Source organism: Bacillus sp. HMSC036E02 (assembly GCF_001836235.1).
In the GTDB taxonomy this organism is placed as follows: domain Bacteria; phylum Bacillota; class Bacilli; order Bacillales; family Bacillaceae_G; genus Bacillus_A; species Bacillus_A cereus.
The window spans coordinates 32,316-56,539 of the sequence record NZ_KV827858.1 but is presented as its reverse complement, the minus strand read 5'-3'; the positions used below and the strand labels follow the sequence as shown (position 1 = coordinate 56,539).

Sequence of the window (24,224 nt, the reverse complement as noted above, 5' to 3'; positions counted from 1 at the left end):
CAGCCGAGATACGTGTAAAAATGGGTCATAAACTGTATTTTATTCCCATTATGAGGTTTCGGTGTAACAAAAAGGTGTTTTACTAGTAATGTTAAGAAATATTTTTGATACAGCAAATTTATCAGTTAGGATATTTCATATTTCTAAATACAAAATGTAACAAAACCTAACAAATAATTTTTTTTTGTTACATTAGATGGTGTGTTATAATGAATTATCGTTAACTTTAAGAGAATCAAGCCTACATATAGGAGGAGTCTAAATGAATTTATCTCAGGAAAAAAAACTAGAACTTATGATGCATATTATTACTTTATTATCTTTCATCATTCTCACTCTTTTTAGCATTACAATTTTTTATATACCCTTAATTTTTTATTTCATATTCAAATCAAAAAAACTTCGTATAATTGCTATTGAAACAGCCGTTTATCAGCTATTCACTTGGATTATTGTATTGATTTGGAATACTTTTGTAATGAGGACTTTAATGTTTTCTATGTTCCATTCCGATATGAACATGAGTAATATGTCCATGATATTGTGGACAGCCCCAATTTATATAATCCTAACTATTTTATTAGCTTTCGGGCCCCTTAAAGGAATTTTACATGTATTACAAGAGAAAGATTTTCATTATCCTATTATCTCTAAATGGATTAACAAGTAAAAATAAATAAAGAAGAATCCAGCGAATTATGGATTCTTCTTTATTTTGTATTTAAATGCTAGTTGTATTTATAATTGAGATATTTTTTAACTTCTAAAAATACTTAAAATAAGCATCGCTAAACCGCTTAATGCCATAAAAGTAAAAGCAACATAGCCAAAAATTCCAATCCATTTTGGTAATTGATTCATGTTAGCTTTATTTGTTGGGATTCCTTGTATAGAAAACATCATTTCTTGGTCTCGATCCCTATCATTTTGTTGTTGGTACATAATCTCATCACCTTTCTGGCAATTTTACTTATAGTATATCAAATTGGCTGCAATTGCAACAGGAAAGAACCAGTATATAATAATAAAAAGAATTACTTATATTATAATTTAAAAATAAGATAAATATATTGAGAAAATTCAGAACGCATTGAATATATATGTACCCTTATTTATAATTGATTATGAGTTGGAGTACTAATCTGTCATCTGTTCCTTTTTCTAAAGAAGATTGATTTCAATCTTCTTTTTTTTTGTTAGTTCCTCTTTCCTCGAAAAAAGAACAAGAATTACTTAAGAATTGTGGAAATAGCTTGCTTGTAGATTAGTTGTTGCTTACCATGAACGATCATAAGAACGGTGAATTTATCCATTGCAAGGATCTGCCCACGTATTGGAACGCCATTCATTAAAAATACAGTAACTGCCCCTTTTCTTTCTTTCAATTGTTCATACATATCTTCTTGTAAGTTATACATGAAATACTCCCCCTAATTGTATCTACTTTTCTTTTAATGCTTGCTGCATCTCTTTGTTGTCTATTTGTATTTCCCATTCACCTTCTATTTTTCTAAACCATTTTCCTATTTTACTTAGATAATATCTTTTTACTTCACCAGTAGGAATCCAAATTTCACGTTCTTGTATTTGATTCATCACTTCATGAAGAATCTCATCATGTTCATACTTTTTAGGTTTTCTATACTGTGTTTTTACAAACTGTGTATATTCTCTACGTAACCAATTAGAAATATGTTCTCTTTGTCTTTGCTTGAGATGTGACCATTTTTTATTTGTTTGAAGGATTTTCCCATTTACTTTTATGTGTTTTTTCATCGACACTCATCCCCTTTTACTAGCAAAACGAATATATAACTATCGTATCACATTTTAATTGAAATACGTCTCTAGGTACATATTTCGCAAGAAATCTATCCAAAAACAGACGAGACTGAATCCATTAAGCGGATTAATTAGGTACAAAAATTAAATGTAGACTATGTAAAGTGATAATAAAGTTATTGAATTTTGTTATGAAATATATATAAGCCTTGCACATTTTATTGTACTAAGGCTCTTTAAAGTTGTTTAATTTCTATCCATTTAATTGCATTTGCACTCAAAAATCAATAATAAAGTTATTTAATCCTTATTGAACTAAAGCACCTGTTAGTTGAAGAACAACAAAATGAACTGACAAGCAACAGATATGGAAATTTGGCTAAAAAAATTATCGATTGTATTTACTCGCTTGATTCGCAAACCGAATTGCTCCTAATTAGCCAGTCTTTGATTAGTTCCTGTACTATTTTACGTTTTTCTATTTGAAGCATATGACCAGCACCATCTAAAATGGAAAACGTAGCATTCGGAAATTTTTCTAGAAGAAAAAGGTGATCTTTATAACCACAGATTGAATCTTGTTTCCCTAGAATAATGAGTACAGGTTGTGTAAGTGTACCTACATCATTAAGCGGTTCTTCAGAAAGAAAATACCCTTTCTCTCTCCAATTTGACATTAAAAAATTTTTATTAGCTAATAATCGTCCAGGTTGGATTTCGTTTAAAAAGTAGTTAAGGTTCTCTTTATTTTGATAATTCATCAATGTTTCAAAAGCTATTCTTATATCAGAATTCAATTCTGTTAATAAATCTTCATCTTTTGTAACAACTATTTTTTTAGGAAGATCCCTATCTTTCAAATGAAGTGAAGTAGCCAGCAAACAAATACTCTTTACATTTTTATGTCTATGGCGCAAAACACCTTGTGCCAAATATCCTCCAAATGAAAAACCAATAAGAGAAAATGCTTGGTTAGGAATTGTCATATCAATAAAGTCCAAAATATTTAAAAGCATATCATCTGAAGAGTTGAAATTTTCGTCAATTAAACTTCGACCGTGAGCAGGTAAATCTATATATATCCTCTGAAAACCCTGAATCTTATCAAAAATTGGCTCTATCCAGGCTTTCATAGATTTATGGTCTGTACCCATTGAATGCATTATTAATATTGGAAAGCCATTCCCTACGATTTCATAATAAATACTACCCTTTGCAACTAAGCAATTCATTGAAATTTTTCTCCCTATTCATATCAATTTTATCCAACCTATTTTATGTCAACCTACTATGATATAGTTCTGTACTAAGCTGAAAATACCTTTTGACCACTTGATAGAAAGATTTTTAAATAACTTTATTATTCTTTAAATGACTATGTTGTGAATTAAACAACTTTATTGTCATTGTACAATTACCAAATAATTGTGGTTCACCTTGAATAGAAAGAATAACATTTTTTTACACTTTGGGGTAGTCGGATTTCTTAAGTTGATGGGCATGGGGTGGTACCCTATTCCAGGCGATTCAATTGATGTTAAAAATAAATCACACTGGAATGAAGTAACTTTTAAACAATTTGGTAAAAGTTTAGGGAGAATGTATGCAATATCAAAAATTCACAAATTTGAAAGCATACACCGTCCTGCTTGGCGTAATGATAACCCTGATGTCTTTAATATTAGAGAAAACCTAATTCCGTGGATTGGAGAAAAATATGATAAGTTACTTAACAATCTCACATCCGATAACATAACGCCTGACAATTTCGGCCTTATCCATAATGACTATCATCAGGGAAACTTAATTATGGACAAGAAAGGATTTATAACCATTATTGATTTTGATGATTGTTCTTACAATTGGTTTGCACAGGATCTTGCAGTAGCTTTCTATCATGCTTATTGGCAGCACGACTCCTTCAATGGCAATACACATACTTTTTGTGATAGTTTTATGCGTAATTTCTTCAAGAGATATAAAACAGAAAATAGCCTACATAAGGATACAATTAAACAAATCCCAACCTTCTTGAAATTAAGAGAGATTTATTTGTATCAAATATTTAATCAATCATGGGATACGAATCATTTAGAAGCATGGCAAGAGTACACCCTGCAAAATCTAGAAACAAAAATTAAAAATGAAACTCCCTATGCTGGTATTCATGATTTTTCTATTTATTTATAATGCCTTAACCATATTTCATTTTATCAAAACAAAACATGAAAACGAGTGATAAATCAAATAGATTTTACATTCGTTTTTTATTGATGTATCAGAGTTTATCATGCTTTTATTAAAAAAAGAAGCACGAATGCCTCTTGGTAGATCGTCAACTATTCTCTCTTCACCGTGAGATTATTCTGGTTGTGTATGAAGTAAGTTGGGTGGTTTCTGCGTGATTTGATTGAACTTGCTATCGCTCCGGTGTCATAAAGTCACATTCCTTGCAAAGAGTAAATATGCTACCGGTATCATCCGTATGAGAGACCAAATTAACGAAACATCCAGCAATGAAAATTGCATACATTTCAGAATTAGGATTATCAGATGTTAAAATTGAAATAGAACAATGGGCAGCTAAGTCATAATATAAATACACACTTCATTCCATTTGGAGAGCAGTTAGCTTTTACTAGCTACTTTTATTTATAGGTTGGCTTTAATTATCTTTTTCCTTGTGTTCCTCATTAACCTGGATATATTCCCCAACATTTTAAAGGTGCATCCCCAATCAAATTTAATGATTGAGTATGCACCTTTAATATTTGCCTATCTATTATATGAATACATTTTTGTACGTATGCGTTTTAAATAGTGGTGTCTAATAATAAAGAAGTAAATCATTTGAATGCAAATAAAGCTTACTAATACTACAATTGAGCTTTGTAAAACAGACATTTCTCTGCTTACTGTTTGTCCTAATTGATGAAACGTTAGAAATGCAAAACTACTGTGAAGCATCGCCACTACTATCGGCAGGAAAAATAGTAACATCATTTGTCTTGTCACAATTTGCTTTAACTCTCTTTGACTTAAACCTAATTTTGAGATCATTTCATATTGCACTTGATCACGTTCTAAATCAGTAAATAGACGAAAATATAAAAAACTTAGCGTAAATACGAAAAATACAATGCCCACCATTACACTTGAAATAGAAAGTAATCCATTTTGTTGTTTCATTTCAATCCATCTTAAATACAGTGATGAAAACTTATAATAATCTTCTTGATTCGTACCAATGAACTTCTTAAGACTTGTGGAAATCGCACTTGTTTCAGACCAATCTTTAACGATAAAACCGTAAATAGTGTAATCTCGGAGTACGCCTTCTTCTTGAACCTGTATGACCTTATTATAAACAGCATCAGAAACAATAACAGGGTTATCAATCATGGCTAACTCTGGAATATACACTGTTTTTTGTACAGAAAGTGGAATCTCGAGTTCACCATGATTTATTTCAAAAAATTTCAGATGCTCTGTACTTTTCTCTTTCTTATTAAGTCGTATAGCAATGCTATCATTTTCATTTGTTAGTTTCTCTATTTCATATCCTAATTTTTTAGCGTATTCATTATACGCAGAAAGATTAATCAAAGCCAATCCGTCTAATGTCCTTTTAAATTCTGTTGCTACAAGGTTATATGAAAATCCAGATTCCTCTAATTGTTTCTTTATTTCTTCAATATGAGCTTTTTCTTCTATATTCCCCTTATCTGAACGATAGGTAAATGCATATGGAGTCTCATGCTTAGCCAATTCAGGATTTGCAATAGCCGTACAAACTCCAATTGCTGTAAAAGATACTGCAGATATAACTGATACGATAAAAAAGGTTCTCGCATTATCTTTCATGCGATACATTAATTCTGATATAACAAGGAGATTGGTTGTTTTAAAGAATGTAGTTTCTCTATTTTTTAAAGCGGATAACACATATACACACAATTGAGTAAAGAAGAAATAGGTCCCACATACAATGAATACGACTCCTACTCCTACGAGTAAGAATAGTTGTTTTAAAGTCATGTAATCCACCGCAGCGATACTGTGGTGAACACAGGAGTAACCCGCTCCCAATAAAATAAGTACCAACAAGGATATATAAACAGACACTATTGGCTCAGTTTTTGGTTTTTCATCTGATTTTATGAGTTCTACAAGTTCATTCATTTTCACCATTTTTGATGTAAACAAAGAAATAAGTAGAAATAAAACCAAAAAGGACATTGCTGTTACTACCATTGCCTTGATTGGAAAGTAAAATGCTAACGTTTGCTCTATCCCTAATAAAGACCCACTAATTAATAAAAACAATTTAGAAAAAACCATTCCTAGTCCAATGCCTACTACGATTGAAGGGATTCCAATCAACATATTTTCGAAGAAAATTAATCGATGAAGCTGCTTATTAGACATTCCGTGTAACATTAATAATCCAAACTCTTTTTTTCTATTTTTTAAAAATGCACTAACAGAATAGAAAATAAATAAGAAAGAAAAAACAAAGATTAAGTAATAGGATAAATGAAATCCTATTTTTCCAAATGCACTCATGATGGTACTTAGATGAGTCAGCTCACCTTGTAGGTTCGGATGAAAGACAAGTAGCCCATAAGTGAAAAAAATCAATACCGCAAATGTACTACTAAAAAAATGACCAAGATATATTCTTTTATTTCGTAAAACATTATTAAATGCGAGTTGTCGAAAAGTCATGTTTATTCCCCCCTAACATAGAAAGACTATCCATAATTTTTTTATAAAATAATGGACGATTATCTTTGCAAGTAACTTCATTGTACAACTGGCCATCTTTAATAAAAATTATGCGGTCACAGTAACTTGCAGCAACTGGATCGTGCGTTACTAACATCATTGTTGCCTTTTCTTCTTTGTTTAATAGTGTTAATAGTTCCATCACATCTTGAGAGGCTTTAGAATCTAAGTTTCCTGTCGGCTCATCGGCAAGAACCAATTTAGGAGAGTGAATGAGTGCACGGGCAATCGCTGTTCGCTGTGCTTGCCCTCCTGATATTTCATATGTTCGCTTATTTAAAATTTCGTTGATTCCTAATTTTTCCGAAATAGATTCTACTCGTTTATTTATTCTTTTCACATTGATGCCATCTAATACGAGCGGAAGAACTATATTCTCTTTTACTGTTAAAGTATGCAGCAGATTAAAGGATTGAAAAACGAATCCTAATTGTTGTCTGCGAAATAAGGCCAAATCATCGGCGGAGAGTTGATACGGATTTTGATTATGAATACATACACTGCCTGATGTTGGCGAGTCAATAGTAGAAATCATATTCAATAATGTTGTTTTCCCACTTCCCGAAGGTCCCATTATCCCAACAAATTCCCCCACCGTAATTGTTAAGTCTATATTTGAAAGTGCTGTATGTGGAACCTTTCCTGTATATTCTTTACTAAGATCATTTACTTTTACTATTTTCATATGAGAAATTCCCTCCAAATGTACACACTACGAATGAGATTTGATACAAGATATCTGCCCAAATTATGATTTTTTTAATACGAGTCATGTACAATTCACAACTGATCTGTTTCGGCTTCTCCTATTGAAACTGGGATAATTGGTCAAAATTATTAAGTACCAAATTAAATTTCATATCGTAACACATGATTTTTATTCATGTTTCTGTTTTTCATTGTAGTAGTAAGGTTGTTTTTCTCATATTGAATTACCTTTCATTTGTCTTACACGCTTGCAATGTTTCTGAAAATACAGTTTATAAATTCAGTGAGCGTATTTTAGGAGGAGGTAGCAATAAGAATGCTACACGATTACTTTCCTTTACCGAACTAGGTTTCTATATAGTAATTCATAATATATTTTTACCATAATCAAGTTCTTCTTCATCTAAAAGTGGAACAAATACATTACTTAGAATGTCTATTACGTGTATTCCTGAAAATAGATGTCCAAATCGGATACAACCTATCTCGTTAGACACCTATTTATACAGTTAATAAAAAAATGAAAGGACTCATTATTTTGCAAAGGAGAAGAATGTAAAAAAGGTGTGTATTGAAATACTACGTTTACATGTTACCAGTTTCATACTTTTACGGGATACTCCTTGCAAGTGAATAGGTAATAAAAACGCTCCGCTTGAACAGTGGGTTATTCATTTCGTAAACGTTTTTAACCTGAAATATTTTAGCTGCAAAGTATCGTTATCGTATGCTCTCTACAATTGCATCAGTATGAAAAACTAGACTAAATCCATATATTCTTGAAAGAGGTTGAAAATTATGTTCGTTTTAAACAAGTTCTTTACCAACTCACATTACAAAAAGATTGTACCTGTCGTATTACTTTCATGCGTGACACTGATAGGCTGTTCTAATAGTAATACGCAATCTGAATCACCTAAACAAACAAATCAAATCAATCAAGTTAAGCAAGTAAATACAGGTAATCATGCTTTTGCTAAACTTGAAAAAGAATATAACGCTAAGCTTGGTATTTACGCACTGGACACAAGTACGAATCAGACTGTTGCTTACCATGCAGATGATCGTTTTGCATTTGCCTCTACATCTAAATCATTAGCAGTGGGAGCTCTTTTACGTCAAAATTCAATAGAAGCTCTTGATGAAAGAATTACTTATACACGTGAAGACCTATCTAATTATAATCCAATTACTGAAAAGCATGTGGATACAGGAATGACGTTAAAAGAACTTGCAGATGCTTCTGTTCGATATAGTGACAGTACAGCACATAATTTAATTCTTAAAAAGTTAGGTGGTCCATCTGCATTTGAAAAAATCTTGAGGGAAATTGGTGATACTGTTACTAATTCCGAGCGATTTGAACCTGAATTAAATGAAGTAAATCCAGGAGAAACACATGATACAAGTACACCAGAAGCAATCGCTAAGACGCTTCAATCTTTTACATTAGGAACTGTACTACCATCTGAAAAACGTGAACTGTTAGTAGATTGGATGAAGAGAAATACGACTGGGGATAAATTAATTCGTGCGGGCGTACCAAAAGGATGGGAAGTAGCAGATAAAACAGGTGCAGGTTCTTATGGAACAAGAAATGATATCGCAATAATTTGGCCACCAAATAAAAAGCCAATTGTTCTTGCCATCCTTTCTAATCATGATAAAGAAGATGCAGAATACGATGATAAACTTATTGCAGATGCTACTAAAGTCGTGTTAGATACTCTAAAAGTTACGAATAAATAAAAATAGGTTATTAGTAATCCATTTTAGTCACGTGTGTTCTCTGTTAACAGATTCATGCATGCTACTCAAATAAAAACAAAAACGCAGCTCCACTTGAGATTGCGTTTTTTCTATTTTACTAATTGATTTTGGATAACCGCCTGTGTCATCCAGTGCTGCTTGCTTTGCACCACATGCCCATCAACTTAAGTAAACAAATCCACCCCAAAACGGGAAAATTGATATCTCCAGGTGAGAATGTACAATTTACTCGTTTTGGGAGCATTATAAAATTTTTAAGCTGATGGATGTGGCGAACCCCACATCCATCAGCTTAAAAATTCAAATTAGGAACTTTGATTTGTCTTGCAATCCCATCCAATGAGACCTAACATTTTATGAAAGTGATGTTCCTCAAAACGTAGATATCTCATTGTCTGTCTCCACAATTCTGGACTTAATTCCTAGAAAATAATATGTATGCTAGTTGTGCTCAAGAAAAAACATAGTATGTCGTCACTACTTTATAAATCATTTAACATTCCCTTCATTTTCTTCCATGTTCTTCATCAACTCGAAGTCTTCCGCACTTTGAATATCCTCACCAATAACCATAATTATGAGGAGTCTAAATTTTGAAGAAAACAACAAAAATAGTGTAAATAAAAGCTACATACTATTTTTATTGTTTTCTTTTTTAATCCGTATAAATTTGTTAATTATTACAAGCATTTAATGTATTACACTTTTTTCGTCCTTTAATTTCCGCCGGCTGGGCACCAAGCCAATAAGTTGGAAAAGCAGTCCCTTCAGTAACACTCCCATCACGATGCATGTAATAACGCTCATCATGGTTAGCTTTAAAGTTTCCTTCAAGTGCAAGTTCCACCCACTCTGCACCAAAACGGAAAATTTCTGCAGCTACTCCACCAAGTGGGTGAAATTCATTCTCATAGACGCGTATCTCCTTTGGTGCTTCTACAAACTCATAAAGACTTAATGCTTCTTCCAAACGGGTAAGTTCATCAAATTCTCCTATTCCCATGAAGACTGGACAAGTAATCTTTGGTGCCAATTTCCACAAATTCATCTGGCTACTCAATTCGTTTTCAAAAGCAACTTCATCAGTGTAACCAGACATGTACATAAAATTTGCTTTGAAACTCGGCTGCGCTCTGTTAAAGATGGTATCAAATTCACCATATACACCTTCAAAAGTCGCTATAGCGTTTATACGATTATCACTCGCAGCAGCTCGCATCCCCCAATACCCGCTCATACTTATACCAAAAAATCCAATACGCTTTGGATCAACCTCAGGCCGTTTTGATAGAAAATCGATATAACAACTAACGGCGCGTTCGTAATTAGTCAAATCAACTTTTAGACCTCCAGATACAGATTCGCCTTGCCCCGGTCCTTCAATTGATAGAGCTACGATACCACGAGACGTATAATAACGTTGCGCAATCTGTATATAGTCTTCCTTAATCATATCCATACCTGGACCTAATATTACTGCTGGTGCATTATGAACTTCACCTGAGGGCAAATGAAGGAGTGCATATATCTGTTTGCCTTCAAATTCTAGTACTATACGTTGTACCGTTCCTCCTCCAAGTGATGAAATAGCTGCCACACATTCGTTACAACGCTCTCGAAATGCCAATTTTCGTGGATCATCATTAAAATATGAGTATTGTGCACGTCCCCACATAACAGCAGCACGCTGATATAGATCACGAGCAGTAACAGTGAATCCCTTTTGTTCATAATGTTTTGCACGTTCTTGAGCCTGAGAAGCAACCGTGGCCCATGCTTTTGGTATCATTGCTCCACTCTTTACTTGAGAAAAAACTTTATCAAAATCAGTGTGGTCGTGCCCTAACTGTTCCATAGTTGCCTTTGCTTCAGGATGCAAAGCATCAAACCCACCAAGTGAAAGAGCTATATCTAAAGCCCACCCTTGAGATTGTGAACGTTGAGTCATAATAATCATCCTTTTTATTTTTAATTAAGTACTTAATGATTCAGTACTTAATTAAAATAATGAAGTATAATATGTACTTTTGTCAAGACTACGAGCCAAGTCTTTTTATTATTTTATTGATGACTTAAGGTGAGCATATATAATATTGCTTGGAAAATGAATAGCCAGTCTCTACTTAATTTGACTCTACTCTTTTTCATATGTTAATGTTAACTTCATATAATTAAGTACTTAGTTAATGAGAAAATGGTGATGTTATGACAAATTCTTCAAATAAGTTAACTGCGATAGACGAACTTAGTCAGGCTATATATAGTCTAACTGCAGCCGATGGACGTTTAAGAGGGCGAGCTACTCGTACATTAGGGGCAGTTTCAATGGTCCATGCTCGAACCCTTAAAGTATTAGCTGAAGAAGGCGAATTGTCAGTCAAAGAATTAGCTGATCGAGCAGAAACTACCGCCGCTGGTATTACTCAATTAATCAATGGATTACAACAGGCTGGTTACGTTGAGCGTGTTCGTTCAAATAACGACCGGAGAGTTGTCAACGTTCAACTTACGCCTAGTGGTTTAAATTGTCACTTAGAGAGAGAGAAAAAACTAAAACATATTCTTAATGCGAACCTTTCAGATTTTGATGCAGAGCAAATCGAGAAATCCTCTGAAATAATTAGATGTCTAGTTCATGTGCTTGACCAACTATAATAGTATTCTAAAGCTTTCTTGAGTTTTTAGAACTAACACATCGCTATTATGCTAAAATTTTATAGTAACCCCAGAACGAAATCTTATGTTAACTTGTAACAATAAAGCTCATTTTTTCGTTTTGGGGTATTTCAAAATATGAGCTGGATGGGCATGTATGGTGACCTCTACTTAATTATTAGAAAAACATTAGTTTTTAATTGTATACACGCTAATTATGTTGATTTTCCGATGCCCCATCATAATGAATTTCCTCTTTTTATCAGTATTGGTAGGTAAAGAGAGGGCTAGGCACAAAAACAGGTTGTGGAGAAAGTCTTCTTCACAACCTGAGAGTAAGTTATATATCCAAATATGACCTGTTCTTTTAACTATTAAGTCTTTTATAATCTGTTATAGTCGATATAACTAGAGTCATAATAAATCCACTGACCTGTTCCAATTCTTAGCCAGCCGTTCTTTTCTTCATATACTGTAACTTTTTCGCCTTTACTTGTCTTTCTAACAATAGAATAGTTTGTCCCTGATCCGCTTCGAACATTTACCCCAATACCATTAATTTGAGCCGTTCCAATTACCTTTTCAACACTACCATTTTCAATTACTTGTAGCATATTTAGAATGAATGTTGCTGTCTCACCACGAGTTGTTGTTCCCTTAGGGTCGTATTGATTGTCACCCTTACCTTTTACAATACCTAGGCCATACAGTCTTTGTACGTCTTCTTTATAAATAATTTGGTCTTTGTCTGAGAATGGTAGGTTTACAACTGGTCCCCATATACCTTTATACTGTAAAGCCTTGTTTACAATAATTGCTGATTCTTCTCTTGTAATAGGTGTGTTTGGGTCAAAATAACCATCTCCTCTACCTTGAATGATACCTGCACTTGCAGTACGTTTAATACCATCTCGTAAAGTTGAATTTGCATCGTTTAGGTCTCTAAATGAAGCATCTCCAGCTGGCAGGTTTAGAGATTTAGAGATTAATTGAGCAAATTCGGCTCTTGTTATCGCTCTATTGGGTGCGAAAACTCCGTTTCCTTCCCCTATCATAATACCCCTTCTATTTAACTCTCGAATAGCTTCTTCATACCAACCTCCTGTAATGTCATCTTTTGGTTGATAAAGATCATTATAATACCCCTCAACGCTATTTACGAATACATCCCATTGCCCATTATTAATCATGTTGGCAGGGCATATTTTACCGCTCCATTTTTGATGTTTTACAATGTTATTTAACGGTACACCAGTTTCTTTCATTAAATAAGCTACAAGTTTCTTAGCGTTATCTACCGCTTTACTGTAGTTTCCGTCACTATTAACTGCGATTTCAATTGCAATAGATTCTCTATTACCTGGACCATCACCGTCTCCTGCGTGCCATCCGTTCTCGTTTAATGGTAGGTGTTGATAAATTTCCTTATCGTCTACTGTAAAATGCCACGATGCAGCTCGGTCTGTGTTCCCTACTGCTTGGTTATATAGGTATTGAGCGTGGTTTCTAGCACCTGCTCCTACACTTGTATTATCAGTCTCATGAATTGTAATATACTTTGGACTCATATAGTTTTGAGGACGAATATTATCGTTACCTGCTGGAACAATCCATTCCGTGAATGGAACACCATTTATTGTACTAGAGGTGCTAGGTGATATGGGAGACAGACTACGTTTTGTTCTGTTTGAATTGTTAGGAACAGTTAGTGTACCTGTTTCTTCATGAATACCTTCTGAACGTTGAAGACTATCTACTTTCTTATTGTCGACAGTACCTCCACCACGTCCGTCTACCTCTTCAAAACTAGCTTCAATACTTTTTAAAGCCTGTTCATCTGATGTTGTTTTACTTTGTTCCTGAACGTTTGTAGGTTGCTTATTGTTTACTAATTGTTGTTCCTCTGCAAACGATACCAATGGTGAAGATAATACCGTTAATCCTGCCGTGAATGCTACTACTTTTTTATTAAATTTAATATTCATTTTAAATTTGGTATATCTCACTACTTTAATAGATATACCTTCCTCCTTGTACTTCTTTTAGTCTAAATAATAGTGTGAATAATAGTTTAAATAATCATAGCCTGACCCTCAAATATAATAGATTAATTTTCCACTTCGTATGATAAACCGAAATCTTTAAGTCCTACTAGATATATCAGTATTTCAGAATTATAACACAGCACGATTACAAAAATATAATTAAATAACATAAATAACCTTTAGTGTATAAAACGGTTCTGGTGCAAAAATCCCAGGGCTCTTACAACTAATATCTTAATCTTGAACATACTGATAGTATGACTCTAAAAAGGAGCATAATCAGTTAATCTATTTTTACACCAAAACCATGTTAGCTCCTATATAAAAAATACACCCTTCTTTTCATTTTATTATTTCTTTTTACCTAGCGATTTAAGACCACGTTTAATAACATCATAGAAACTTAGAGATTGTGCCATATGACCTGGATCTACATATTCTCGTATAGCCCGAAGAACTTTCTTAGGTTCCTTAGAAGAAAAGGTGAAGATTCCATTTCTCTTGGTTTCAATAGCATAACGTGGAATCCATTTCCCCTTAAACATTACAGAAGCTATAACGTAATCTACCTCCTCCCACGGAATTTGAATAAATTTACGCGTATCACGAGAATTATAAAATTCAAACCCTTTATCACCAATCATAATTTTCCCATAGTCCGTAAGTCCCGTAAAAGCGGTAGCATCTATTACTAAATCTACCTTTGTATTAATTGATTGAATCATCATATCCACTCCATTTCATTTATCCTATTTATAATTCGTAACTTCAAACAATTAAGTCAATACAAAAAGTGGCTGAAGCGATAATCCCCAGCCACTTTTTGTATACGAACTATTATCGATTCACAGGCTACTAACCTATACTTTAATCTCAACAATTCCTAAATATTAAATTTTAAGAATTGAAAACGTGAGCAACTTAAATTATAAAAGTCCGATTACGTGACCAACTACCCCAACTACGAATAATGAAAGAATAATAACAATTGGGCTGACTTTTTTCTTCAGCAACCACATGCAGAAGAATGTCAGAAGTAATGCAGCTAAACCAGGAATTAATTGATCTAAGTTATCTTGCAAGGTGGTCACTTTCGTAGGTGATAGTGCCATTCCTGAGTTTACTTGTTCAAAAGATTGACGAATCCCTTCACCATTTCCAGGAAGTTTGTCCCACTCAACATACGCCCCTTTATCTAACTGAACTTCAGATACAACTGGCTTGAATTTAATTGATACCCACCGTTCCACCAAGGCTGCAAGTACAAACATACCAAGGATTGATGCACCTTTTGTAATATCTTGTAATAATCCACCTGAAAGATCATCAGTGATTTTAGAACCGGCTTTATAACCAAATTCTTGTGTATACCACATAAATCCCCAACGAACCAGATTCCAAGCTAAGAAGAAAAGGATTGGCCCAAGGATATTCCCCCCCATTGCTAATGATGCTCCTAAAGCACCTAACATTGGACGTAAAGTAAACCAGAATACCGGATCACCAACGCCAGCTAAAGGACCCATCATTCCAACTTTAACCCCCTGAATTGCCACATCATCAACTTCTGCACCATTAGCACGTTCTTCTTCGAGTGCTAATGTAACTCCTAGAATTGGTGAAGCAATATAAGGATGTGTATTAAAGAATTCCAAGTGACGTTTTAATGCTGCTTTTCGATCTTCTTTTGATTTATATAACTTTTTAATCGCTGGAATCATCGAGAAAGCCCAGCCACCATTCTGCATACGTTCATAGTTCCAAGAACCCTGAATAAATGTAGATCGCCATGCAACGGCTAAACGATCTCTTTTTGTTAATTTAATTTTTTCTGCCATTTGTCTTCTCCTCCTCCTAAATTAATAATCGTTTAAGATATCGTCAAGTGGGTCACCAGAGTTACCTCCACCACCATTTGAAGAACCACCCATTTTAGAAAGACTCAAATAAATAAGAGCTAAAGCTACACCCAATGCACCAAGAGCAATAAGTGTTAATTGAGAAATTGCTGCTATTACGAAACCAATAATGAAGAATGGCCATACTTCTTTTGTTGCCATCATATTAATAACTAATGCATAACCAACAGCAACAACCATTCCGCCACCAATAGCCATTCCATCAGTTAACCATGCAGGCATTGATTCCAAGAATCCTTGAACGCTTTGTGCAGGGATAAATAAAAGTGCTCCGGCAGGAATTGCAATTCGGATACCTTGTAAACACACCGCAGCAATGTGTAACACTTCAATTTTTTTTATATTTCCTTCTTCAGCTGCCGTATCCATCATGTGTACAATAGGAACAGCAAGTGTACGAACAATCATTGTTAAGAAAAGTCCTGCTACTGCAAGTGGTACCGCTACTGCAATTGCTGATGCAACACCGCTAACACCTTGTCCGCCTAATACTAAAATGATTGCTGATGCAACCGATGCCAATGCAGCATCTGGCGCTACGGCTGCTCCAATATTTGCCCATCCAAGTGCAATCATTTGAAGTGTACCGCCAAGAACAATGCCAGCCTCTAGGTTACCTGTTACTAAACCAATTAGTGTACATGCCACTAGTGGTTGATGGAATTGAAATTCATCTAATATTCCTTCCATACCGGCTAGAAATGCAATTAGTATCACTAAAATTATTTCTATAGTAGACATTATGATCCCCCATTTCATTTACATTTGCTATGTAACTACGATAATTCAACCTTCGCTTTTTTTAGAATATCATCCATATTTGCACGAGAATCATTAGGTACTTTACGTACATCAAAATGAATGCCTTTTGCTTTCATTTTCTCGAAAGCCTCTACATCTTCTCTTCCCATAGAAAGAACCTTATTAACAACAACCTTTCCAGTTGAATGAGCCATAGAACCAACGTTAACTTCTTTAATAACTACACCACCCTCTATAACTCTCAGGACATCTAGTGGGTTTTCAAATAATACCAGTGCATTAGTATTACCAAAACGGGGATCTTTTTCAACTTCAATCATTTTGCTGATTGGAATAACATTGGCCTTAACCCCTGGTGGTGCCGCCTGTTCGATTAATTTTTTACGAAGATCGTCTTTAGACACTGCATCTGAAACTACGATAATACGATTTGGTTGTGTAGACTTTGTCCATGCAGTCGCTACCTGACCATGCAATAAACGAGAATCCACACGGACTAAAACGAACTTGATTTTCCCATCACCAACTACTGTACCGGGAGCAAGTCTGCCATTTGCTTTTCCATCTTTTGCAACTGCGATATCAGTATTTTCTTTGGGTTCCAGCTCTTCAGGTTTAATTCTGACCCCTTCCTTCGCTGTTTTAATGATATGTGCTGCGATCTCTTGAGCAGACGTAATTGATAAACGGGATGCATAAACTTCAATCACCATTGGTAAGTTCAAACCAGCAACGATTGCCCAATTGTCTTTGTGTTCTTCATACAAGCCATTAGCTTGATTGAATGGAGTACCTCCCCATAGATCGACTAAAAATAATACCTCATCTTGATTATCAAAAGATGCAACTGCTGCTTCCATTTTTGCTCTCAAATCGTCTGGACCTTCGTTTGGCATTAAAGTAACAGCCTTAACATTTTCTTGCTCTCCAAAAATCATTGCGCCAGATTGTAAAATACCTTCAGCAAATTGGCCATGGCTTGCTAGGATAATCCCTACCATCTCTCTACCTCCTAAATATTTCATCCTAATTTTTTCTGAATTGACGCAACCAACACAACTCTTCTTCTTCATTTCATCAATCTTTAACTATTAAAAACCAACTTTTTCTATCCTTGAGAAAACCACCTCCTAGGCTATTTAAATCTCACTTCTTTTATAAAATTTTGTTTACTACTAAAAATGAGTTTGTGAATCTCCAATTCATCATTTTCCAAATCATTACTTAAAACACATAATTTCTTAGGTAAAAGGTTCATAATCTTATAAAATAACCCACTACAAGAAAACGCTTTCAAAATATAGAAAGAACATACCGTTGAAAATCGTTGTTTCAAATACACTTACTCTAAACCTAATCAACTATAAATAGACTGAGTTGCGTCAAACCAAAATAGGAGTAAAACTCCACTTGCGAATTGCCTTATTGATAAGGAAAGCGTTTATCTCGAAAAACATGATTATCAATGCAAACGAACATGACAGAAATCAATTTAAAGTTCTTTCGAATGATAAAAATACCATGTAAGTTTTTAATTACGCATATGTTACTCACCAAAAGTTCAATTGAATGACAGACTATACATATTTATCCTTTTCCCAAATAAAGAAAAGCACTGTTACTCGTATAATGAAATCGATTCCACTTGCTAAAAACATTGCCGTTCTATCTTATAAGATGAGTTATATCGCCTGCATACAAAATAACAAACAAAAAAAACAATAACCCCCTCTTACGAATCAGAAGTTTGCTAAAGATAGCTATCTAGAAAACAGTTTGTAGTTGGAGACAGAAATTTGATAAAAGAGTTGATTCGTCGCAAAAGAATATTTAGCATTGGTATTTTTGATCTTGGTTAGATTGGATATTTGCTCAACTTTAAAGAGAGTATGTATCAAATAATAATAATATTTGTAAAAAAACATAAATATAACAATATAAAAGCAGCTCGTTTATCAGTTCTCAAAAGAATAAAACCACTATCACCCTCTACAACGGTTATATATTCATTATATCCATTGTGAATTTTTTCACAATGGATATAAATTGAACATTTTATGAATAAAACAATTCCACATTATAAGAAATATATAGTGATTTTTTTAGCATACATTTTTTACTTAAATACCCCTTTGCATTATATGATCGATAGTAAACCTAGTTAACTAATTGATTTCTAATTGAAGTTTAATATATTAATTGCTTAATAAATCAATTGAAAACATATAGCTCCTATGATTCCTCCTATGGTACTACCAATTATGGGAATCCATGCGTATCCCCAATCCGAAGAGCCTTTATTACATATTGGTAAGATTTGATGTGCTAGTCTTGGGCCAAAATCTCGAGCTGGATTTAAAGCAAATCCAGTTGTTCCACCAAGAGATAAACCTATAGATACTATTAACGCTCCTATTATTATTGGAAGTAGTCCATCTGTAACTTTATTATGACTCATAGCTAAAATTGAAAATACAAATACTGCAGTGCCAATAATTTCACTTAACAAATTGAACGGCCAACTTTTTATTGCAGGGCTTGTAGAAAACACCGACAATATAATTTCTTTATTTTTAGTTTCTTTCCAATGCGGAAAATACTGGAGCCAGACAAATATTGAACCTAAAAAAGCCCCCATCAACTGTGCACCAATATAGGAAGGAACTTCACTCCAAGGAAATACACCTATACAAGCAAAAGCAATTGTAACTGCAGGATTCAAATGTGCTCCACTTATGTTATCTACTATATATATAGCAAATGTAACTGCTAATCCCCAGCCAAGAGTAATTGCAATCCATCCGGAATTTTGTGCTTTGGATTTTTTTAGTAAAGTACCTGCTACAACGCCGTTTCCTAATAAAATAAGAACTAAGGTTCCAATTAATTCCCCCATAAATGGAGACATATTTATGACCCCCTTTTGTTATTTCAAATACCATTGTATAAACACAAGGGCATCATCAGCATCTTTCCCATCAAGAATTACATGTATTTCCGCTCCTCTTTTTACTGCTAAACCGATTAATTGAAGAGTGCTTTTTGCATTAACTTTTTTATCTTTAAATATAAACTTAACCGAACAATCATAATCCCTTAAGCCATCTACAATTTCACTTGCTGATTTTGCATGAATTCCATCCTTACGAGTTACAATCAATTTTCTTTCGATTCTCATAAGATTAGCTCCTTTTATATTTTTATAATGGTTTTCGCTTCAAGTACAGCCTTAAATCTTAAAGATTTCTTCTAAAGTTTTGCCAATCCCTAATTCAACAACTGCTACGTAGGACCCTCTATTAATAGTGAATCTACTATTTTGATTTAATCACTCTTAATTAGAGCGCCTCCCAAATTTAGGAATACAATTACAACTCGTTCATTATAAATAACCTCTTGAATTTATCTGACGCTTCTACCTACTTATCGTTATCTACTACTCCTGCAGAAACTTTAAAAACACTGGAACTTAATCGGGCGAGTAAAGCTTTTAAATCTCTTAACTAGTAGATAAACATGAGAAACTAAAGCAATTCCTGCATTACTCATCACAATTGCTCCCTAAGTTCATTAACAATTTCTTTTTCACCTATAAGAGATAAACATAGAGTTTCAAAGATAATAAAAGATGAGACTGCTCCTGGATCTAAATGACCAATAGACCTTTCTCCTAGAAAAGAAGCACGTCCTTTTTTAGCTAATAATGGCTTAGTTTTTTCCATTTGTTCTCTTGCAAAAATGATAAGACCAATAGGTTTTATTTTTTCTCCATTTCTTTGGATATACTTCAAAACAGGATCCCAAACATCAAGCATTGTTTTATCTCCTATCTGAGTTTTTCCTCTTAGACAAATACCATTTACAGATTCTTGAAAAGCAAGTCCTAATTCATTGATTGTAATTTTATTTTTCCCTTTTAAAACACTACCAGCCCTTAAAAATGCTGTTCCATATAAAGGCCCTGATGCACCTCCAACCTTTGAAATAAGTATCATTCCAATATCATGAAATACATTTCCAATATCATCATAGGCTGTATATGATATCTTTTTTTCAACCTCTTTAAACCCTCTATTCATATTAATACCATGATCTCCATCACCTATGAATTGATCAAGTTGCGTTAGGTTTTTTTTTTGATACTCAAGTTGTTTTGCAGTGAGTTGCATCCAATTGATGATATGTCTTGGTGTAATATACATGTTGGCCCTCCTATTGTACACGCCAGTTAGTCGTATTTGCTGGATCATTAAGCAAAGCAGTTAATTGTTCATCTAGTTTTAATAAAGTAATAGAAAAACCGGCCATATCAATCGTTGTCATGTATTCCCCAACATATGTTTTACAGATATCGATACCAATTTTGTTTAATATTATGTTAATCATTTTATTTAAAATATATAATTCCATTAACGGCGTTCCACCTAAGCCGTTTACCATTACTGCAACTTTGTCACCAATCTTCAATTGCATATCACTTAAAATATGCTCTAAAAGGAGTTCAGCCATTTTATTAGCTGCTATCATACTAATACGATGAGTTCCAGGTTCACCGTGGATACCTATACCAACCTCTACTTCATTTTCACCAATTTTATAACCAACTGTACCAGCTCCAGGTATAGTACACGTTTTTAATGCCATGCCCATACTACGTATATTAGCAATTACTTTATTTGCAACATCTTCAACTTCTTTAAGCGATGCCCCTTTCTCAGCCATTGCTCCAGCTATTTTATGTACAAATATTGTTCCAGAAATTCCTCTTCTTCTCATAGTGTGTGAACTATTATCAATAGCAATATCATCATTAACAATGACTGTAGCAATCGGGATTCCTTGTGCTTCAGCCATTTCAGCAGCCATTTCAAAATTCATTATGTCTCCTGAGTAGTTTTTTACAATTAACAAAACCCCACTTCCAGTATCCACCTTTTGAATCGCTTTCAAAATCTGATCTGGTGTAGGAGAGGTAAAAATTTCGCCAATTACAGCAGCATCAAGCATTCCTTCACCAACAAATCCCATATGCGCTGGTTCATGACCACTCCCGCCTCCACTGACAATTGCCACTTTTCCTTCAAATGGACTATTGGCTCGAATAATTATATTTGTTTCAGGCATATTTTGTAGTTTATCAGAATGTGCAAACAACATTCCGTCAATCATATCCCTAACTACTTCTTCTGGACTATTAATAAATTTTTTCATGGCATCTATTCCTTTCCATTAGTCGCCGCTAGTACCCTAACATTTAATCTTATATTTTTATTCCCTCCTACACTTCCCTTTTATTATAAAAACCTATAATGATTTCACTTGGACATCTAACTTTAAGTCTCCAATTTCAGCTAAAAAGATTGTTCCAATGTTTGCTTGCTCAAATTTCCCGTTCCTCATGTGAAGTGCTCCAGTGAATACTTTTTTTTCATGCCCAAATAGCTCACTTTCATTTAAATTAGGGGAGATAGCCGCACAATTTACTCGAATAAACGACTTATCTTTTCTAAAACTAGCTTTATGGATACCTTTAGCTATAAGTTCTTTTTCTGCTCCACTCTCTCCAGTAATAAGAATCGTAGAATCTGATTCTGCCACTTTATTCGCAACAAAGAGCATTTTCATTAAAGTGTCACTATAAATAATAATGTCTGGAAAAGAGGTGTTTAGTTTTTTATATTTCGACAATTCACATTCTAAATACCTTATTCTTTTCTTTTCAAGAGTCAATTGGTCTAATAATGATTGTGTTTCATGAATAGATTCATCGTTAAAAGTATTCCGCTCAATTTTGCTATAAGTGTAGCTACGGCTCGAGCATGTGGACCATTTTTAGTATGAATATTAATTTCAATCCTTTGTATCATAAGAACCTATTTCATAATAATACATGCATAAAAATACATAAAATTCAACCAGTGAATTTTATGTATTTTTATTTTCATTATTAAAACTCTAACTATTACATAATAAGATTTTTTATACAAAACCTGATAATATAGGTTTTTAATACTAATTTTTCCATTTCACCTTTCTTAAGAAATAGTATTTTATTTTTGATAATCATAACACTATCTTTTAATCCGTCATATAACAGACGAAAAATATACATAAAATATTCATAATTCTGTACTCAGAATTTTGATAACATTAGATTCAAGGCTAGATTTTCAGCTTACTTACAAAAAAATCAAGGAGTGATTATCATGGAACGTATCCTAATTAGCCCGCAAAAATATATTCAGGGAAGAAATGTAATTAAAAAAATTGGAGAGTATGTAAAACCTCTAGGAACCAATTTATTAGTTATTGTAGATGAATGTGTTTGGCATCTTGTTGGTGAAAAAGTTATGGAAAGCTTTCATAAACAAAATCTAAGCTTTGAAAAAGTCGGTTTTAATGGTGAAAGTTCTGAAAATGAAATTGCAAGAATTGAGAAAATAGGAAAAGAATTTGGTGCTGATGTAATCATTGGTATTGGTGGTGGTAAATCAGTAGACACAGCAAAAGCGGTAGGAGAAATTCTTTCGGCCAAAGTTGTAAGCGTTCCCACTATTGCCTCAACAGATGCACCAACCAGTTCTCTTTCTGTTATTTACTCTGATGATGGAGTATTTGAGAAATACAAATTTTATTTAAAAAATCCGGATATTATTTTAGTAGATTCCCAAGTCATTGCACAAGCTCCATCCAGATTTTTAGCTGCTGGGATTGGAGACGGAATGGCTACATGGATTGAAGCTAGAGCAAATTTAGAATCTCGAAAACCCGCTATGGCTGGAGGACTCTCTACCCTAGCAGCTGCTAAAATTGCAGAACTCTGCTGGGATACCTTATTTGAATATGGAGAAGCTGCGCTTTTAGCAGTTAAACAAAAAACTGTTACTCCAGCAGTTGAAGCCGTAATAGAGGCAAACACCTTACTTAGTGGACTTGGATTTGAAAGTGTCGGGTTAGCTGCAGCTCATGCCATCCATAATGGTTTTACTGTTTTACATGATAAGACTCATGATTTGATGCATGGAGAAAAGGTTGCATTTGGCACATTAGTACAAATGGCAATGGAATCTTGGACAACTGAAGAGCTATATAACTACATTGATTTCTGTATCAAACTCGGCCTACCTACTACACTTGAAGATTTGAACTTAGGTGATGCAAGTAAAGAAGAATTGATGAAAGTTGCAGAAGCTGCCTGTCAAGATGGTGAAACTATACATAATATGCCATTTGAAATTTCACCAGAAATGGTTTTTGATGCAATTATTGCTGCTGATGCTTATGCTACTGAGTATAAATTAAAAAAATTAGTTCAAAATTACAATCCAAAAAATTAATTAAGTGTATATTACACATTATTTAATTTTGTGTGTGTCCTTTTAAGAATTTAGCAAAATTACAATACTATATATTAGAAACTAAATAAGCATTAAAATTGTATATACCATGAAATAATCTGAAGACTTCATCCAACATATAATAGCACGAAATATTTAAATGAATCATAGCATTATGTCAAAATTAATTTTATAACTGAACTTTCACACCAAAGATAAATATAGAAATAAGAAAAAACCTCTTTATGAGGTTTTTTCTAGTCCTATGCTTTTAATAATAAAATAAGCTGTTTTTATTATAAACAATAGGTTAGCTACACCATCTTAACATATAAAAACAAAAAGTCTATGTGTCAATTTTTCAAACTCCCTATAGTTTATATGAGAATACTAAAAAGATATAACTAATAAAAAATGTAGGAGAAGTAATAGACTTAATTTATGCTGTTTCCAGTTTA

22 protein-coding genes are annotated in these 24,224 nt (G+C 33.6%); 5 read left to right on the top strand and 17 right to left on the bottom strand.

Translation table 11 applies throughout. The features are described 5' to 3' along the window. Positions 1-262 precede the first annotated feature (262 nt). Positions 263-670: a hypothetical protein gene (locus HMPREF2590_RS30915; RefSeq protein ID WP_001054344.1), complete on the top strand. Its 408-nt coding sequence runs from the start codon at positions 263-265 to the stop codon at positions 668-670. Between the two features lie 86 nt (positions 671-756). Here the strand turns inward: HMPREF2590_RS30915 and HMPREF2590_RS23260 are convergent, their stop codons facing one another. The 4 genes from HMPREF2590_RS23260 to HMPREF2590_RS23245 all read right to left on the bottom strand — a co-directional run bounded on the left by HMPREF2590_RS23260 (position 757) and on the right by HMPREF2590_RS23245 (position 3,014). Then, positions 757-942 carry a hypothetical protein gene (locus tag HMPREF2590_RS23260; protein ID WP_070861567.1) on the bottom strand — a complete coding sequence of 62 codons (186 nt, stop codon included), beginning with the start codon at positions 940-942 and terminating at the stop codon, positions 757-759. Between the two features lie 287 nt (positions 943-1,229). Beyond that, entirely contained in the window at positions 1,230-1,418 is a 189-nt protein-coding gene (hfq, locus tag HMPREF2590_RS23255) for an RNA chaperone Hfq (protein WP_016513486.1), read from the bottom strand. A 22-nt stretch (positions 1,419-1,440) separates the two neighbouring features. Then, on the bottom strand, positions 1,441-1,776 hold the full coding sequence (locus tag HMPREF2590_RS23250) for a transposase (protein WP_070861563.1): 336 nt from the start codon (positions 1,774-1,776) through the stop codon (positions 1,441-1,443). Positions 1,777-2,183: 407 nt separating this feature from the next. Next, on the bottom strand, positions 2,184-3,014 hold the full coding sequence (locus HMPREF2590_RS23245) for an alpha/beta fold hydrolase (protein WP_070861561.1): 831 nt from the start codon (positions 3,012-3,014) through the stop codon (positions 2,184-2,186). Positions 3,015-3,276: 262 nt separating this feature from the next. Here HMPREF2590_RS23245 and HMPREF2590_RS23240 point away from each other — a divergent pair, with 262 nt between their 5' ends. Next, a complete protein-coding gene (locus HMPREF2590_RS23240; protein ID WP_083325436.1) occupies positions 3,277-3,972 on the top strand; it encodes a phosphotransferase enzyme family protein in 696 nt (231 codons plus the stop codon). 585 nt (positions 3,973-4,557) lie between these two features. On the opposite strand, the gene HMPREF2590_RS23235 is transcribed toward HMPREF2590_RS23240, so the two are convergent. After that, on the bottom strand, positions 4,558-6,510 hold the full coding sequence (locus HMPREF2590_RS23235) for an ABC transporter permease (protein WP_070861560.1): 1,953 nt from the start codon (positions 6,508-6,510) through the stop codon (positions 4,558-4,560). After that, positions 6,485-7,255 carry an ABC transporter ATP-binding protein gene (locus tag HMPREF2590_RS23230; RefSeq protein ID WP_000706744.1) on the bottom strand — a complete coding sequence of 257 codons (771 nt, stop codon included), beginning with the start codon at positions 7,253-7,255 and terminating at the stop codon, positions 6,485-6,487. The genes HMPREF2590_RS23235 and HMPREF2590_RS23230 overlap by 26 nt, the downstream gene beginning before the upstream one ends. A gap of 821 nt (positions 7,256-8,076) precedes the next feature. On the opposite strand from HMPREF2590_RS23230, the gene blaIII reads away from it, so the two are divergent. After that, a complete protein-coding gene (blaIII, locus tag HMPREF2590_RS23225; RefSeq protein ID WP_000497841.1) occupies positions 8,077-9,027 on the top strand; it encodes a class A beta-lactamase BlaIII in 951 nt (316 codons plus the stop codon). A 694-nt stretch (positions 9,028-9,721) separates the two neighbouring features. On the opposite strand, the gene HMPREF2590_RS23220 is transcribed toward blaIII, so the two are convergent. Further along, a complete protein-coding gene (locus HMPREF2590_RS23220; protein WP_000194255.1) occupies positions 9,722-10,996 on the bottom strand; it encodes an alpha/beta hydrolase in 1,275 nt (424 codons plus the stop codon). A gap of 257 nt (positions 10,997-11,253) precedes the next feature. Between HMPREF2590_RS23220 and HMPREF2590_RS23215 the strand changes: the two genes are divergently transcribed. Next, positions 11,254-11,703 carry a MarR family winged helix-turn-helix transcriptional regulator gene (locus tag HMPREF2590_RS23215; RefSeq protein WP_000185335.1) on the top strand — a complete coding sequence of 150 codons (450 nt, stop codon included), beginning with the start codon at positions 11,254-11,256 and terminating at the stop codon, positions 11,701-11,703. 383 nt (positions 11,704-12,086) lie between these two features. On the opposite strand, the gene HMPREF2590_RS23210 is transcribed toward HMPREF2590_RS23215, so the two are convergent. From HMPREF2590_RS23210 to HMPREF2590_RS23165, 10 genes are all read right to left on the bottom strand, one after another. Continuing rightward, the gene (locus HMPREF2590_RS23210; RefSeq protein ID WP_070861574.1) at positions 12,087-13,688 is read right to left on the bottom strand and encodes an S-layer homology domain-containing protein; all 1,602 of its coding nucleotides are present in this window, start codon (positions 13,686-13,688) and stop codon (positions 12,087-12,089) included. Between the two features lie 410 nt (positions 13,689-14,098). Further along, positions 14,099-14,476 carry a DUF956 family protein gene (locus HMPREF2590_RS23205; protein WP_002099017.1) on the bottom strand — a complete coding sequence of 126 codons (378 nt, stop codon included), beginning with the start codon at positions 14,474-14,476 and terminating at the stop codon, positions 14,099-14,101. A gap of 198 nt (positions 14,477-14,674) precedes the next feature. Beyond that, a complete protein-coding gene (locus HMPREF2590_RS23200) occupies positions 14,675-15,586 on the bottom strand; it encodes a PTS system mannose/fructose/sorbose family transporter subunit IID (protein ID WP_000818296.1) in 912 nt (303 codons plus the stop codon). Between the two features lie 21 nt (positions 15,587-15,607). Beyond that, entirely contained in the window at positions 15,608-16,408 is an 801-nt protein-coding gene (locus tag HMPREF2590_RS23195; protein WP_000103758.1) for a PTS mannose/fructose/sorbose transporter subunit IIC, read from the bottom strand. A 35-nt stretch (positions 16,409-16,443) separates the two neighbouring features. Beyond that, on the bottom strand, positions 16,444-17,430 hold the full coding sequence (locus HMPREF2590_RS23190) for a mannose/fructose/sorbose PTS transporter subunit IIA (RefSeq protein ID WP_000232810.1): 987 nt from the start codon (positions 17,428-17,430) through the stop codon (positions 16,444-16,446). 1,202 nt (positions 17,431-18,632) lie between these two features. Continuing rightward, entirely contained in the window at positions 18,633-19,337 is a 705-nt protein-coding gene (locus HMPREF2590_RS23185; protein WP_070861557.1) for an MIP/aquaporin family protein, read from the bottom strand. An 18-nt stretch (positions 19,338-19,355) separates the two neighbouring features. Continuing rightward, complete coding sequence (locus HMPREF2590_RS23180; RefSeq protein WP_001217719.1) at positions 19,356-19,607, bottom strand: HPr family phosphocarrier protein; 252 nt, start codon at positions 19,605-19,607, stop codon at positions 19,356-19,358. Positions 19,608-19,977: 370 nt separating this feature from the next. Then, complete coding sequence (gene dhaL / locus HMPREF2590_RS23175; RefSeq protein WP_025966275.1) at positions 19,978-20,631, bottom strand: dihydroxyacetone kinase subunit DhaL; 654 nt, start codon at positions 20,629-20,631, stop codon at positions 19,978-19,980. Between the two features lie 10 nt (positions 20,632-20,641). Continuing rightward, positions 20,642-21,640, bottom strand: coding sequence for a dihydroxyacetone kinase subunit DhaK (gene dhaK / locus HMPREF2590_RS23170; RefSeq protein ID WP_070861555.1), 999 nt, complete (start codon positions 21,638-21,640; stop codon positions 20,642-20,644). Between the two features lie 93 nt (positions 21,641-21,733). Continuing rightward, complete coding sequence (locus tag HMPREF2590_RS23165; protein WP_070861553.1) at positions 21,734-22,117, bottom strand: sigma 54-interacting transcriptional regulator; 384 nt, start codon at positions 22,115-22,117, stop codon at positions 21,734-21,736. 518 nt (positions 22,118-22,635) lie between these two features. On the opposite strand from HMPREF2590_RS23165, the gene HMPREF2590_RS23160 reads away from it, so the two are divergent. Further along, on the top strand, positions 22,636-23,766 hold the full coding sequence (locus HMPREF2590_RS23160) for a glycerol dehydrogenase (RefSeq protein ID WP_000439699.1): 1,131 nt from the start codon (positions 22,636-22,638) through the stop codon (positions 23,764-23,766). Positions 23,767-24,224 lie beyond the last annotated feature (458 nt).

Coding starts and splice junctions, on each gene's coding strand:
- HMPREF2590_RS30915 (WP_001054344.1), top strand. CDS start 263: ATGAATTTATCTCAGGAAAAAAAACTAGAACTTATGATGCATATTATT.
- HMPREF2590_RS23260 (WP_070861567.1), bottom strand. CDS start 942: ATGTACCAACAACAAAATGATAGGGATCGAGACCAAGAAATGATGTTT.
- hfq (WP_016513486.1), bottom strand. CDS start 1,418: ATGTATAACTTACAAGAAGATATGTATGAACAATTGAAAGAAAGAAAA.
- HMPREF2590_RS23250 (WP_070861563.1), bottom strand. CDS start 1,776: ATGAAAAAACACATAAAAGTAAATGGGAAAATCCTTCAAACAAATAAA.
- HMPREF2590_RS23245 (WP_070861561.1), bottom strand. CDS start 3,014: ATGAATTGCTTAGTTGCAAAGGGTAGTATTTATTATGAAATCGTAGGG.
- HMPREF2590_RS23240 (WP_083325436.1), top strand. CDS start 3,277: ATGGGCATGGGGTGGTACCCTATTCCAGGCGATTCAATTGATGTTAAA.
- HMPREF2590_RS23235 (WP_070861560.1), bottom strand. CDS start 6,510: ATGACTTTTCGACAACTCGCATTTAATAATGTTTTACGAAATAAAAGA.
- HMPREF2590_RS23230 (WP_000706744.1), bottom strand. CDS start 7,255: ATGAAAATAGTAAAAGTAAATGATCTTAGTAAAGAATATACAGGAAAG.
- blaIII (WP_000497841.1), top strand. CDS start 8,077: ATGTTCGTTTTAAACAAGTTCTTTACCAACTCACATTACAAAAAGATT.
- HMPREF2590_RS23220 (WP_000194255.1), bottom strand. CDS start 10,996: ATGACTCAACGTTCACAATCTCAAGGGTGGGCTTTAGATATAGCTCTT.
- HMPREF2590_RS23215 (WP_000185335.1), top strand. CDS start 11,254: ATGACAAATTCTTCAAATAAGTTAACTGCGATAGACGAACTTAGTCAG.
- HMPREF2590_RS23210 (WP_070861574.1), bottom strand. CDS start 13,688: ATGAATATTAAATTTAATAAAAAAGTAGTAGCATTCACGGCAGGATTA.
- HMPREF2590_RS23205 (WP_002099017.1), bottom strand. CDS start 14,476: ATGATGATTCAATCAATTAATACAAAGGTAGATTTAGTAATAGATGCT.
- HMPREF2590_RS23200 (WP_000818296.1), bottom strand. CDS start 15,586: ATGGCAGAAAAAATTAAATTAACAAAAAGAGATCGTTTAGCCGTTGCA.
- HMPREF2590_RS23195 (WP_000103758.1), bottom strand. CDS start 16,408: ATGTCTACTATAGAAATAATTTTAGTGATACTAATTGCATTTCTAGCC.
- HMPREF2590_RS23190 (WP_000232810.1), bottom strand. CDS start 17,430: ATGGTAGGGATTATCCTAGCAAGCCATGGCCAATTTGCTGAAGGTATT.
- HMPREF2590_RS23185 (WP_070861557.1), bottom strand. CDS start 19,337: ATGTCTCCATTTATGGGGGAATTAATTGGAACCTTAGTTCTTATTTTA.
- HMPREF2590_RS23180 (WP_001217719.1), bottom strand. CDS start 19,607: ATGAGAATCGAAAGAAAATTGATTGTAACTCGTAAGGATGGAATTCAT.
- dhaL (WP_025966275.1), bottom strand. CDS start 20,631: ATGTATATTACACCAAGACATATCATCAATTGGATGCAACTCACTGCA.
- dhaK (WP_070861555.1), bottom strand. CDS start 21,640: ATGAAAAAATTTATTAATAGTCCAGAAGAAGTAGTTAGGGATATGATT.
- HMPREF2590_RS23160 (WP_000439699.1), top strand. CDS start 22,636: ATGGAACGTATCCTAATTAGCCCGCAAAAATATATTCAGGGAAGAAAT.